This window comes from Glutamicibacter sp. MOO4, from assembly GCF_056934395.1.
This window is the reverse complement of sequence record NZ_CM167800.1, coordinates 685249-698398: the sequence shown is the minus strand read 5'-3', so window position 1 is coordinate 698398 and position 13150 is coordinate 685249. Positions and strand designations below refer to the sequence as shown.

Annotated in this window: 11 protein-coding genes; 5 read left to right on the top strand and 6 right to left on the bottom strand. The window is 57.4% G+C overall.

Features of this window, described 5'->3' with window-relative positions; genetic code table 11:
- Positions 1-54: 54 nt before the first annotated feature.
- The 4 genes from AC1Z3F_RS03215 to AC1Z3F_RS03200 all read right to left on the bottom strand — a co-directional run bounded on the left by AC1Z3F_RS03215 (position 55) and on the right by AC1Z3F_RS03200 (position 4276).
- On the bottom strand, positions 55-915 hold the full coding sequence (locus AC1Z3F_RS03215) for a metal ABC transporter permease (RefSeq protein ID WP_131087841.1): 861 nt from the start codon (positions 913-915) through the stop codon (positions 55-57).
- A gap of 8 nt (positions 916-923) precedes the next feature.
- Entirely contained in the window at positions 924-1757 is an 834-nt protein-coding gene (locus tag AC1Z3F_RS03210; protein WP_444613130.1) for a metal ABC transporter ATP-binding protein, read from the bottom strand.
- Positions 1758-1887: 130 nt separating this feature from the next.
- Entirely contained in the window at positions 1888-2961 is a 1074-nt protein-coding gene (locus AC1Z3F_RS03205; protein WP_165477248.1) for a hemolysin family protein, read from the bottom strand.
- Complete coding sequence (locus AC1Z3F_RS03200) at positions 2954-4276, bottom strand: hemolysin family protein (RefSeq protein WP_131087839.1); 1323 nt, start codon at positions 4274-4276, stop codon at positions 2954-2956. Before AC1Z3F_RS03200 ends, AC1Z3F_RS03205 begins: the two co-directional genes overlap by 8 nt.
- A gap of 429 nt (positions 4277-4705) precedes the next feature.
- On the opposite strand from AC1Z3F_RS03200, the gene AC1Z3F_RS03195 reads away from it, so the two are divergent.
- The 3 genes from AC1Z3F_RS03195 (at position 4706) to AC1Z3F_RS03185 (ending at position 9462) form a co-directional block, all read left to right on the top strand.
- A complete protein-coding gene (locus AC1Z3F_RS03195; RefSeq protein WP_131087838.1) occupies positions 4706-8470 on the top strand; it encodes a multifunctional oxoglutarate decarboxylase/oxoglutarate dehydrogenase thiamine pyrophosphate-binding subunit/dihydrolipoyllysine-residue succinyltransferase subunit in 3765 nt (1254 codons plus the stop codon).
- Positions 8471-8683: 213 nt separating this feature from the next.
- On the top strand, positions 8684-9289 hold the full coding sequence (locus AC1Z3F_RS03190; protein ID WP_131087837.1) for a GDSL-type esterase/lipase family protein: 606 nt from the start codon (positions 8684-8686) through the stop codon (positions 9287-9289).
- A 98-nt stretch (positions 9290-9387) separates the two neighbouring features.
- A complete protein-coding gene (locus AC1Z3F_RS03185; RefSeq protein ID WP_369299107.1) occupies positions 9388-9462 on the top strand; it encodes a 50S ribosomal protein bL37 in 75 nt (24 codons plus the stop codon).
- 73 nt (positions 9463-9535) lie between these two features.
- Here the strand turns inward: AC1Z3F_RS03185 and rsrA are convergent, their stop codons facing one another.
- Entirely contained in the window at positions 9536-9796 is a 261-nt protein-coding gene (gene rsrA, locus AC1Z3F_RS03180; RefSeq protein ID WP_131087836.1) for a mycothiol system anti-sigma-R factor, read from the bottom strand.
- Between the two features lies 1 nt (position 9797).
- Entirely contained in the window at positions 9798-10451 is a 654-nt protein-coding gene (locus AC1Z3F_RS03175) for a sigma-70 family RNA polymerase sigma factor (protein ID WP_131087835.1), read from the bottom strand.
- A 227-nt stretch (positions 10452-10678) separates the two neighbouring features.
- On the opposite strand from AC1Z3F_RS03175, the gene aroA reads away from it, so the two are divergent.
- Positions 10679-12052, top strand: a complete 1374-nt coding sequence (aroA, locus tag AC1Z3F_RS03170) for a 3-phosphoshikimate 1-carboxyvinyltransferase (RefSeq protein WP_483566933.1) — start codon at positions 10679-10681, stop codon at positions 12050-12052.
- A complete protein-coding gene (gene rsgA, locus AC1Z3F_RS03165; protein WP_131087833.1) occupies positions 12052-13143 on the top strand; it encodes a ribosome small subunit-dependent GTPase A in 1092 nt (363 codons plus the stop codon). Before aroA ends, rsgA begins: the two co-directional genes overlap by 1 nt.
- Positions 13144-13150: the final 7 nt, after the last annotated feature.

Below are 13150 nucleotides of genomic sequence, written 5' to 3'. Positions count from 1 at the left end.
AACATGACAATCGCCCCAGATCAATGATCTGGGGCGATTGTCATGTCTGAAGTTCTATACCTGGTGACGTCTGCGCGGTGAACGAACGTATTCAATGCTTCGGCAGATCACGTAAATCAAGAATGAAATCGTGGTGACGTAAGGGCTGATTGGTAGCGAACCGGCTAGGGCCAGCAAGATGCCACCAACAACGGCAAGTTCTGCAAACGCAATCGAGAGCACTACGGTCAGTACCGGATTGGATGTCACCCTCATCGCGGCAGCGGCCGGTGTAATCAGCAAGGCTAGGACCAGCAGTGCGCCGACAACCTGAATAGTCACCGCAACGGCAAGTGCCAAAATCACCATGAAGATAATCGACAGCCCGGAGGTGCGTACGCCACGGGCATTAGCCACGACTGGGTCCACGGAAGCGAAAGTCAGTGGGCGCCAGATCAGAATCAGCGCAAGCACTACGACCAGAGAAAGTAGCAGCATGCCGTTGAGCTGGACATCGTCCACGGCAACAATCTGACCGGTCAGCAGGCCGAATTTATTTGCGCTTCTGCCCTCATAGAGGGACAGGAACAAGATGCCCAGTCCCAAACCAAATGGCATCAGGACACCGGTAATTGAATTTCTGTCTCGTGCTCTGGTGCCTAGGAATCCAAGGATCAACGCGGCAATGAGTGAGCCGAGTACCGAGCCAGTGACCACATCGGCGCCAATGAGCAGCGCAAAGGCCGCGCCAGCAAAGGACAGTTCAGCAATGCCGTGCACAGCGAAGGCCATATCGCGCATCATGATGAAGATGCCAATCAGTCCGCCCACAACGCCCAGAACCGCTCCGGCGATCAGTGAGTTGGACACTAGGGGCAAGAGTAGGGCGTAGTCGTCAAAGTTAAATGCCTTGTCGATGAAATCGGAAAAGTTCACAGTTAGCCCTACTTCCCGGTCTCAAGTTCAATATCATGTGCGTGATCATGCCCATCGGCAGGTAGCGGTCCAGCGCCGTCACCGGCAACCACCACAATGCGTCCATTCACTCGCAGCACTTCAACCGGTGCACCATAGAGCTCGGTGAGCACCGAAGTCTGCATGACCTCATCTACGGTCCCCAAGTGGAACTTGCCCTGTGCCAAGTACAGAACTCGGTCAACGTACGGCAGGATCGGGTTGATCTCGTGAGTGACAAAAATTACCGCACTATTGCGTTCAACGGCCTGGCGGTGAATGACTTCACTGATGGCCTGCTGATGGTGTAAGTCCAGGGACAGCAACGGTTCATCGCACAGCAGCACTGCCGGGTTACCAGCCAAGGCCTGGGCTGCACGAAGCCGCTGCTGTTCGCCGCCAGAAAGATCTGACACCGCACGATTGGCGTATCCGCTGGCTCCGACCATGTCCAACAGTTGATCGACCTGTTTGCGCACCGAGTTGCGGCCAATTCGGATGCCTAGCTTAGAACCATCTAGTCCAAGGGCCACAAGATCCCTGGCACGCAATGGAACGTTATCGCCAAAGGGCCGCTGCTGTGGAATCAATCCGACAGTTGCTGATCCTCGACGCACGGCTTCTCCCGCGATCGATACCGAGCCACGATTCAGCGAGGTTGTTCCGAGCATGGTGTTGATGAAGCTGGTCTTGCCTGAGCCGTTAGGCCCCAAGACTGCAAGGAACTCACCTTTATCGATGGAAAGATTAAGTTCATCCCAAAGCACTCGGGACCCGTAGGCCAAGCGTGCGTCTTGAAAACGGACGATCGGGCTAGATGACATGGAATACTTTCTAAACTGCACGGTTTGCGGAACAGCCGCGACGAAAAACTGCGGCACCCATGATGGGCACCGCAGTTAATCCTACCAGTTGCGATTCATTCGCAATACGCACTCACCAAGTGAGCTTCGCCTAGTTTCCTTGGCGCTCACCACGAGGTAGCGAGGCACGCTTTCGGGTGGTGTCGGTAATTTCGCCGACCAGCACCTCGATCACGTCCTCCAAGAACACCACGCCAATGACCGACCCCGAAGCATCAACAACCACCGACAGATGGTTGCCTTCTTGACGCATCTCTTCCAGGGCCGCTTCAATCTCAGTGTCCTGACTCAGCTGACCCAAGGGGTGCAGTGGCAAATCAATCAATGGCTGAGTTGAGTGAGCGTCGTCAATGAGCATGACATCCTTGACGTGCCAGTAACCCACCGGGATCTCGTTCTTCGTGATCAGCATGCGCGAGAAGCCGGTCTTACCAACCTTCTTCTCAAATTCACGTGCGGTGGTCTGTCCCCATTCAAGGGTGAACAAATCATCGATGGGAACCATGCAACTACGTGCGGTGACCGAGGAAAATTCCAAGGCCTTGGTCAGACGCATGGCATTGTCTTCGTCCAGCGTGCCCTCTTCTGAAGAGGTGTCGATGATCGAACGCACTTCATCAGCGGTGTATGAGCTGGTCACTTCATCCTTCGGCTCAATACCAAAGACGTGCAGGACAATATTTGCCATGCCGTTGAGCATCGAAGTGATTGGCTTGAGTACCTTTGAAAGTCCCACCAATGGCATGGCCAGCAGCATCACTGCCTTATCTGCCACAGACACCGAAATGTTCTTTGGCACCATCTCACCAAAAGTCACGTGCAAGAAGGTCACCAAGACCAGAGCAACAAGGAACGCCACGGTATCCGCTGCCGACTCAGACATACCCAAATGGACCATCGGTTCAGCAAGCAGGTGGTGAATAGCTGGCTCAGAGATGTTCAAGATCAGCAGCGAGCACACGGTAATGCCCAACTGGCAGACCGCGAGCATCACCGAAACGTGCTCCATGGCGTACAACGCGAGCTTGGCGCGCTTGTTGCCTTCGTCCGCCAACGGCTCGATCTGCGAACGACGCGCGCTCATTACCGCGAATTCGCCGGCAACAAAAAAAGCGTTACCCAGCAACAAGACAACGAGCCAGATTAGACCCATAAAATCATGCATCGTCGGCCTCCGATTCCGGTGCCGATGGTTCGAACTTCACCTGGGCGATACGACGACCTTCCAATTCGGTGACAGTAAACGTACCGTGCTCGGTCACCGCCTGATCGTCGAGTTCTGCCAGGCGGCCCAACTCAGCGAGCATGAATCCACCAATGGTTTCGTAGGAAGACTCTTCGGGGATTACCTCGTGGTCAAAGTTTTCATTAACCTGATCGGGGCGGAACATTCCGGGGAACAACCAGCTGCCGTTGGGCTGCGTGATTGCTTCCTCTTCGTCCTCATCGTGTTCGTCAGATACTTCACCGACGATTTCTTCGACCAAGTCCTCAAGGGTGACCAGACCGGCGGTTCCACCGTATTCATCCATAACGATGGCGATCTGGAATTCAGCTGCACGCAGTTGTTCAAGAAGCACGTCAAGGTGGATGGTCTCAGGAACGTAGAGTGCATCGCGGGCGAATTCACCCACCTGCAATGCTGCCCGGCGTTCGCGAGGCACCGAGACAACAGCCTTCACGTGGCAGATGCCCTGGATCTCGTCACTGGATCCCTCAATGACCGGGAATCGTGAGAAACCGGTATCGGCGCTGACTTCGATCAGTTCCGAAAGTGGGGCCTGCGAATCTATGGTGGACATCGAAGTACGTGGAGTCATCACATCAGCTGCGGTGCGCTCTGAGAACTCAATAGTGGATTCCACAAAACGCGCGGTCTGCACGTCCAAGGTTCCCAACTGAGCTGAACGTCTCACCAGCGAAGCCAATTCTTGCGACGAACGGGCTGCGGAAATTTCTTCCTTGGCCTCTAGTCCGAAGAAGCGATGCAGGATTGCGTTGGAAAAACCGTTAAGCACCATGATGGCGGGCTTGAAGATCGCGGTAAAAACTAGCTGCGGGCGAGCCAGCAACTTTCCGACCCGCATTGCCTGAGCGATAGCCATGTTCTTTGGAACTAATTCACCAATCAGCATTGAGAGCAAGGTTGCCAGAACGAGGGCCACGATGACGGTAACTGCTACCGAGCTGGCCTCCGGGACACCCAAGTTTTCCAACAGTGGCTCCAGCAGGGCGCTGATGGCCGGTTCAAGAACATAACCGGTGAGCAAAGTGGTCAGGGTAATGCCCAACTGGCAGCTAGAGAGCTGGGTGGACAGTGAAGTTAAGCATTGTAGGAGCGGCTTTGCGCCAGCTTCCCCTCGATCAACGGCATTTTGCACCGTACTTTTATCGAGCGCGACAAGTGAGAATTCCACCGCCACGAAAAAGCCTGTGCCAAGAATAAGTAGCAGGCCAAAAAGAATGTAGAGCCAATCCATGGGTGGTTACCGCCACCTGTTCGTTGACATCAAAGTAAGAGGTTCGGTGCCGATCAGGCGGCAACTAGAAGGCTCCAATCGCGAGCCAGAACCTGCTGAACATGAACTGTGTTGGCCGGCACTGCGCCCGTGGGCGGCACGCCGGCTTGGAGAGTGTGATTCCATAGTGCTTTTTAGTCTATCGAACGATGACCTTTTGTGCACCACATCGATTTTGTGACGTTCAACGGTAGCGCAATGACGCTAAACGGACTGTTATACACGACACTTTCGTGAGATTACATACGTGCCGTGGCCAAGCGGCCGTAAAAGTAACTAGACTGGTGCGCAGGTCTAGAAATCTTGTGAGCCGAAGTGGTCGATTCACGTCCTCGGAAGACCACCGGCTCAAGCTAGAACAACGTAGAAATCAGGGAAGAGGCGTTGCACGTGCCAGAGCAAGCACACCACCGACTTACTGAAGAGTTTGGTGGAAACGAGTGGCTAGTAGACGAGCTGTTCGAACAGTATCTCGTCGACAAGAACTCGGTAGATAAGAAATGGTGGGATATTTTCGAATCTCTCGCCGCCGACAAAAAGGCACCGGCAGCGCAGCCGACGCCTGCGGCGCCAGCAGCTCCTGCTGCGGCTCCGGCTACCAATGGGCAGGGCGCACCACGCGCTGCAGCCCAGGCTCGCACTTCTGAGCCAGCACCAGCACCAGCTTCAAAGCCAGCCGCCGCTCCAGCACCAGCTGCTGAAGAAAAGAAGGCTGAGCCAGCACCGAAGACCACGCCAATTCCGGCGCAGGCTCCGAAGGCTACCCCTTCCACCGAACTTTTCGGTGAGGAAAAGCGCACCCCACTGCGTGGGCCAATGAAGGCCATCGCAACCAACATGGATGCCAGCCTCACCGTGCCGACTGCAACCACCGTTCGTGCGGTTCCAGCCAAGGTGATGATCGATAACCGTATCGTCATCAACAACCACCTCAAGCGCTCGCGCGGTGGCAAGATCTCCTTCACCCACCTGATCGGCTTCGCCGTGATTCGTGCATTGAAGCAGATCCCTTCGATGAACGTCACCTACGACGTCATCGATAAGAAGCCAACCGCCATCCAGCCAGCACACGTGAACTTCGGTATCGCCATCGACATGCCAAAGCCAGATGGCACCCGCATGTTGGCTGTACCAAACGTCAAGGCCGCGGAGACCCTGAGCTTCAACGAGTTCTGGGCCACCTACGAAGACTTGATCAAGCGCGCTCGTGCCAACAAGCTGACCGCTGATGACTACGCAGGCACCACCGTGTCGCTGACCAACCCAGGTGGCATCGGTACCGTTCACTCGGTCCCACGTCTGTCCAAGGGCCAGGCAGCCATCATTGGTGTGGGCGCACTGGAATACCCAGCTGAGTTCCGCGGCTCTTCAGAGAAGACCGTTTCCGGCCTTGGCATCGGCAAGCACATCACCCTGACCTCCACCTATGACCACCGCGTCATCCAGGGTGCCGGTTCGGGCGAATTCCTGAAGCTAGTTGAATCCCTCTTGCTCGGCGAGCAGGGCTTCTACGACGAAATCTTCGAACAGCTTCGTATTCCTTACGAGCCAGTTCGCTGGGCCGTTGACAACCAGGTTGATATCGACCTGCAGGTCAACAAGGTTGCACGCATCCAGCACCTGATCAACTCCTACCGGGAGCGCGGCCACCTGATGGCCGACATCAACCCATTGGAATACGTTCAGCGCAAACACCCAGATCTGGACATCAACAACTACGGTCTGACCCTGTGGGATCTGGACCGCGAGTGGATCACCGGCGGACTGGGCGGCACCGACCGCGCTCTGCTGCGAGAGATCCTCGGCACCCTGCGTGATGCTTACTGCCGCACCATCGGCACCGAGTACATGCACCTGCAGAACCCAGAAGAGCGTGAGTGGTTCCAGGCCAAGCTTGAATCCCGTTACGCAAAGCCAACCCGCGAAGAGCAGCTGCGCATTCTTTCGAAGCTGAACTCCGCTGAGGCTTTCGAAACCTTCTTGCAGACCAAGTTTGTTGGACAGAAGCGCTTCAGCCTCGAAGGTGGCGAATCGCTGATTCCACTGTTGGACGCCATCATCTCTGATGCTGCGGACGCTCAGCTGGACGAGGTAGCCATTGGTATGGCCCACCGCGGACGCCTGAACGTACTGACCAATATCGCAGGCAAGACCTACGCACAGGTCTTCCGCGAATTTGAAGGCACCGCTACCCCAGGCTCGGTTCAGGGCTCGGGCGACGTGAAGTACCACCTGGGCACCGAAGGTTCTTACACCTCGGACGCTGGCAACCAGACCAAGGTTTACTTGGCTGCTAACCCTTCACACCTGGAAGCAGTTGATCCGGTACTCGAAGGCATCACCCGCGCCAAGCTTGACCGCTTGGGTTCGAAGAATGAAGTACTGCCACTGTTGGTTCACGGCGATGCTGCATTCGCCGGCCAGGGTGTCGTCTCCGAGGTTCTGGCCATGAGCCAGCTGCCTGGTTACAAGACCGGCGGTACCGTGCACGTGATTGTGAACAACCAGATTGGTTTCACCACCGCACCTAGCTCTTCGCGCTCCTCGGTTTACGCTTCGGACGTTGCTCGTACCGTTCAGGCTCCGATCTTCCACGTCAATGGGGATGACCCAGAGGCAGTGGTTCACGTAGGTCAGTTGGCTTTCGAGTACCGCCAGAAGTTCGGCAAGGACGTTGTCATCGACCTCGTGTGCTACCGCCGCCGCGGTCACAACGAAGGCGACGATCCTTCGATGACCCAGCCGATCATGTACAACCTGATCGAAGCTAAGCGCTCTACCCGCAAGCTGTACACCGAGGCCCTGGTTGGTCGCGGCGACATCACGCAGGAAGAAGCCGAGCACGTTTTGGCCGAGTACAAGGAAAACCTGGAGCGCATCTTCGCTGAGACGCATGCCGCCCAGACTTCCCCGATCCCAATCATCACCCCGGGCTCGACCATCAACGACCTAGAGAAGCCATTCGCTCAGGCTGCCGACGAGAACACCGTCGACGGCGCACGCGCATCGGCCATCTCCGCTCAGACCTTGGCCCACATCGGTGCAGCTCACCTTCAGTTCCCTGAAGGCTTCACCATGCACACCAAGCTCAAGTCGTTGCTCGAGCGTCGTGAGAAGATGTCCCGTGAAGGCGGCATCGACTGGGGCTTCGCCGAAATCGCTGCCCTGGGCTCGCTGTCCATGGAAGGCGTACCAGTACGTCTGGCCGGCCAGGACTCACGCCGTGGTACCTTCGTTCAGCGTCACTCGGTCTTCCACGACCGCGAAAACGACAACGAGTGGTACCCACTGCACAACCTAAGCGATGATCAGGCTCCACTGTGGATCTACGACTCGCTACTCTCCGAATACGCAGCACTCGGCTTCGAGTACGGCTACTCGGTGGAGCGTCCAAATGCACTGGTGATTTGGGAAGCCCAATTCGGCGACTTCGTCAACGGCGCACAGACCGTCATCGATGAGTTCATCTCCTCGGCAGAGCAGAAGTGGTCACAGTCCTCCTCGCTGGTTATGCTTCTTCCGCATGGCTACGAGGGCCAGGGCCCAGACCACTCCTCGGCTCGCATCGAGCGCTTCTTGCAACTTTGTGCAGAGAACAACATGGTTGTGGCTCAGCCATCGACCGGTGCCAACCACTTCCACCTGTTGCGTCGTCAGGCTTACGCCCGTCCACGCAAGCCACTGATTGTCTTCACCCCGAAGCAGCTGTTGCGCCTGAAGGCCGCAGCAAGCACCGTGGAAGAATTAACCACCGGTGGTTTCCAGGAAGTCATCGGCGACGCATCGATCACCGATGCCAACGCCGTAGAGAAGGTACTGCTGTGCTCGGGTCGTGTTTACTACGACTTGATCGCTACCCGCGCCAAGGCTCAGGACACCAAGACCGCGATCATCCGCGTTGAGCAGCTCTACCCTGCACCACTGGAGCAGATCGCTGCCGAGCTGGCCAAGTACCCGAACGCCAAGGCAACTTGGGTTCAGGACGAACCAGCCAACCAGGGTCCATGGCCGTTCTTCGGTCTGTATGTGGCACCGCAGCTTGAGCAGAAGATTGAATTGGTCTCCCGCCCAGCTTTGGCCGCTACCTCTGCAGGTACCGCAAAGCGCCACGACGCAGAAAACGCAGTGCTGATGCAGCAGGCTTTCGCCCGCTAATCTTTCGCCGCTTTGATCGCTAAGGCTTAGTTGCCGGCGAGTATTTTCCAAGATTTTATGGTCAATACCCGCCGGCAACAGCTCTTTAACCACAAACTCACACTGCACAGTAACTTGTTGCCTTTTCCAGCATGAATCTCCCGGAAAGCAACCCATAGGACTGCTAAGGTTGGGATCGATTCATATTCTTGAAGCCAACGAAAGGTCGCCCAGTTGGAGTTACGCACAATCCGAATTACCGCAATCGGAGATGAGCTACTGGCCGGACATGGGGACCCGCGCGGACTGGGCTGGTTCGGCCGTGTTATGGCCCGAACCCAGGACCCTGCCTTGCGACTTCAGTCCTTCGTTCTGGCTGCCCCCGCTGAAGGATCCGAAGCCCTAGCCGAGCGCTGGATGGGCGAAGCATCTCGACGATTCAGCGACCAGTATGAAAACCGCCTGGTTATTGCACTCTCAGATCGCGATGTTGACCTCGATGTCTCCACCGCACGCAGCCGTTTGAACCTGGCCAACATCCTTGATTCAGCCTCACAAATGAGCATCAAAGCTTTGCTTGTTGGCCCAGCCCCCGGCTTGGACGACGCTCGCAACCAGCGCGTGGCAGAATTAAACCGCGTGTACTCGGATGTGGCACTGCGCCGCAACCACCACTACGTGGATACGTTCACTCCCCTGCGCGGTCACGCTCAATGGCGTAGCGACCTGAACGCCTCGGGCGGTGTACCTGGGCAAGCCGGTTACGGACTGATGGCCTGGTTGGTACTACACCGAGGCTGGTACTCATGGCTAGACTTGCCGGAGCCAGGCGAGGGCTAAACCACCTTTGCGCGTTAGGAAAATGGACGCAAAGTATGAAAGACTATTAGTCGGCCCGAGCTATCGGGGAAAACCATTGATCCCTTAAAGGAGTCACCATGTCGAAGCGCGCTCGTAAGCGTCGCGATCGCAAGCGTGGCGGTGCCAACCACGGCAAGCGCCCAAACAGCTAAGCGAAGCGAACATAAAAAGAACCCCGTACCATTCGAGTTTTTACTCGAAAGCTACGGGGTTTCTCTTTGCCTGTTAGTGACCTGATTCGAGGCGAACCTGCGAAATCTTGGCAAAGATACTGGCTTTCAAATTATGCGGCGCCTGCTCTTGGCAGCTACGTCGCACCACCGAACGGATAATGCACTCAAGGTCATATTCCTCGGTGCACTCCGGGCAGCCATCAAGGTGCGCTTTGACCTCTTTGATGTCATTCAGCGTCAATGCACCATCGAGGTATTCATAGATGCGTACCATGCGGTCATCGGCGCAATCACCCAATGAATTGCAATCCATCTTATTTCGCTCCTCCATCAGCCTTCGCGGCGCTCTTGGCACGAGCTCCGGTGGCTATCCCACGGTCTGCTGCATAATCTGCCAACAGTTCCCTCAAATTCTTACGTCCACGGTGCAACCGGGACATCACGGTGCCGATCGGCACACCCAAGATGTCGCTGGCTTCCTTGTAACTGAAACCCTCAACATCAACGAAGTACACGGCCATCCTGAAATCTTCACCGATGGACTGCAAAGCCGCCTTCACATCCGAATCCGGAAGGTGATCCAGCGCCTCAACCTCAGCCGAACGCAAACCCGTAGGCGAATGCTCCATCGCTGAAGCCATCTGCCAGTCCTCGACGGTGTCGGTGCTGGTGCGCAAAGGCTCGCGCTGACGCTTGCGGTACAAGTTGATATAGGTGTTGGTCAGAATGCGGTACAGCCAGGCCTTCAGATTGGTACCTGGCTTGTACTGGTGGAAGGCCGAGTACGCCTTGGTGTAGGCCTCCTGCACCAGATCCTCAGCATCCGTAGGGTTTCGAGCCATCCGCAGGGCAGCTGAATACAACTGATCCACATACTGCATGGCGTCACGTTCAAAACGCTCGCGACGCTGTGCCTCGGACTCAGTGGCCGCATCGGGCAAATTCTCGTCCACACTCTTGTTGTTCATCACGCCTGAGTCTACGCGGTTACTAGCGCTATTGCGCGAATTCGAACGCGACCGGGTAACGGTACGGGCCCCGCGAGGTTCCTCGTCCACCACACAAGTGGTGCCGCTGGCTGTTGAAGTCTGCTCTCTGATCGTCACACTGGGTACAACCACGGGATCCAAAACCTTATTCCCCCATAGATCTCCGCTAAGATTTAACTAAAATCGCACAAGCCTAAGGATCAGCAATCAACACCGCAAGCGCCTCTGGAAGCCAGCACCACCCACCGCAGCACAACGCAGAGAACTGGTGGCCCGCGCCCTACACCGGCACCGGGGTTCACGCCACCGTCACCGTGCCAGCTTCCAAGTCGTTAACCAACCGCTATCTGATCCTTGCGGCCTTGGCTTCTTCGCCATCCACCATCCACAACACCTTGATCAGCCGCGATACCGAGCTGATGCTCGGGGCGCTGGAAAAGTTCGGGGTGGGAATCGATCGCACCGAGCAGCCCGATGGCTCCACCACGGTAGTGCTCACTCCTGCCAGCGAACTAAAGCGCGCTGAGTCCGATGGCACCGAGCTGACCATTGAGTGCGGCCTGGCCGGAACCGTGATGCGTTTTGTTCCGCCATTGGCTGCTGTCGCTAAAGCACGGGTCCACTTTGATGGCGACCCGGCCGCTCGAGTGCGTCCCATGGCCCCGGTACTTAATGGACTTCAGGCTCTGGGCGCACGCCTGAGCTACGGACAAACACCTGGCATGCTGCCGTTCACCATGGATGCCAGCGAAGTACAAAGCACCGGAGAAGTAGTGGTTGACGCTTCGGGTAGCTCGCAATTCATCTCCGCACTGCTGCTTGCCGGACACGCACTGCCCGGCGGACTGCGACTGCGCGCTGCACCCGGCCCGGTGGCCTCCCCGGATCACATCGCCATGACCGTGGAAACCTTGCGCGAATTAGGCGTAGCGATCACCGTGGATGACGATGGCCGCGGTTGGCAGATCGCCGAAGCACCCATTGCCGGCTTCACCGTGACCGTTGAACCTGACCTGTCCAACGCTGGGCCTTTTTTGGCTGCAGCTCTGGCGACCAACGGCTCGGTGGGCATCCGTTTCTGGCCCGAAAAGACCACCCAGGTCGGCGGTAAGTGGGTGCAGATCTTGAGCCAAATGGGGGCCGAGGTCAGCCATGGCACCGACGGGGTGCTCACCGTGCGCGGCACCGGAAAGATCACCGGCATCAACTACGCCGATGCCTCCGAGCTCGCGCCAACTCTGGCTGCTCTCTGCGCACTGGCCGATTCCCCGAGCAAGCTCACCGGCATCGGACACCTCCGCGGACATGAAACCGACCGGCTCGCAGCGCTGGAAATTGAACTAGCCAAAATCGGTGCCAGCGTCACCGCGACCGACGACGCGCTGGAAATCATTCCCGGGGTGCGTACCAGCGCAGATCTGAACAGCTACGAGGATCACCGCATGGCGACCGCCGGTGCGCTGTTGGGTCTGGCCATCAAAGGCATCCGCGTAGAAAATATTGCCACCACCGCCAAGACCATGCCGCAGTTCCCCGAACTGTGGACACAAATGGCCAAAACCGCTAAGGATCGCGGCTAATGCACTACTCAGACTATGACGAATCCTCAGTGCGTGTCCGTCCGAACAAGCGTGGCTCCCGCCCGCGCACCAAGGACCGTCCCGCCTACGAAAAGGCCGTCATTGGCCGCATCATCACCGTGGACCGCGGCCGCTACACGGCCATCTTGGATGAAGACACCGCCAATGAGCGCATCGTCATCGCAGCTCGCGCCCGCGAACTTCGTCGCCAGGCGATCGTCCCGGGCGATCTAGTAGCACTGGTCGGTGACACCACCGGCAAGCCTGACACCCTGGCACGCTTGGTGCGCATCGAAGAACGCCGAACCCTGCTGCGCCGCAGTGCCGATGATACCGACGCTACCGAGCGTGTTGTGGTGGCCAACGTGGACAAGCTAGTGATTGTGGTGGCCGCAGCCAACCCTGAGCCACGCACCGGCTTTGTTGACCGCGCACTGGTGGCCGCCTACGATGCCGGCATTCAACCGGTCTTGTGCGTGACCAAAGCCGATGTGAAGGACCCGGCCGAATTCCTCAAGCACTATGAGGGTCTGGATTTCCCCGTGGTCATTTCCCGCACCACCACCGAAGAGGCCTCCGGCGTTGATGCCCGAGGCGCCGACGGGTCCAGTGCAAGGCTGGATGTGCGTGCACTGGCAGAACTTGATGAGCTGCTTGGCGGCTGCGTTTCGGTCGTTTTAGGACACTCTGGTGTTGGCAAGTCCACCCTAGTTAACGCGTTGACTGGTTCAACCCGAGCAACCGGGCACGTCAACGCAGTGACCGGGCGCGGACGCCACACCTCCTCAAATGCGCTCGCGCTACGCCTGGGACAGGTTCCGGGCTCGTGGCTCATTGATACCCCTGGTATTCGTTCCTTCGGTTTGGGCTTGGTGGATCCGGATAATATTCTGGCCGCCTTTGAAGACCTGGCCCAGATCGCGACCGACTGCCCGAGAGGTTGCACCCACGCCGCCGGTGAAGCTGGCTGTGCTTTAGAAGCCTGGGCGCTGAGCGCAGATACTGCTCAACCTGCAGATCGTCTGGCCTCGTACCGGCGGTTAGTGACCACCAAGGAAACCACGCACGAAAAGGAGCTCGGCGCTCAGTAGGCGCCGG

Excerpts from the sequence above, each read along its gene's own strand:
- AC1Z3F_RS03175 (WP_131087835.1), bottom strand. The coding sequence starts at position 10,451 with ATGAACAACAAGAGTGTGGACGAGAATTTGCCCGATGCGGCCACTGAG.
- AC1Z3F_RS03205 (WP_165477248.1), bottom strand. The coding sequence starts at position 2,961 with ATGCATGATTTTATGGGTCTAATCTGGCTCGTTGTCTTGTTGCTGGGT.
- rsgA (WP_131087833.1), top strand. The coding sequence starts at position 12,052 with ATGCACTACTCAGACTATGACGAATCCTCAGTGCGTGTCCGTCCGAAC.
- AC1Z3F_RS03200 (WP_131087839.1), bottom strand. The coding sequence starts at position 4,276 with ATGGATTGGCTCTACATTCTTTTTGGCCTGCTACTTATTCTTGGCACA.
- rsrA (WP_131087836.1), bottom strand. The coding sequence starts at position 9,796 with ATGGATTGCAATTCATTGGGTGATTGCGCCGATGACCGCATGGTACGC.
- AC1Z3F_RS03210 (WP_444613130.1), bottom strand. The coding sequence starts at position 1,757 with ATGTCATCTAGCCCGATCGTCCGTTTTCAAGACGCACGCTTGGCCTAC.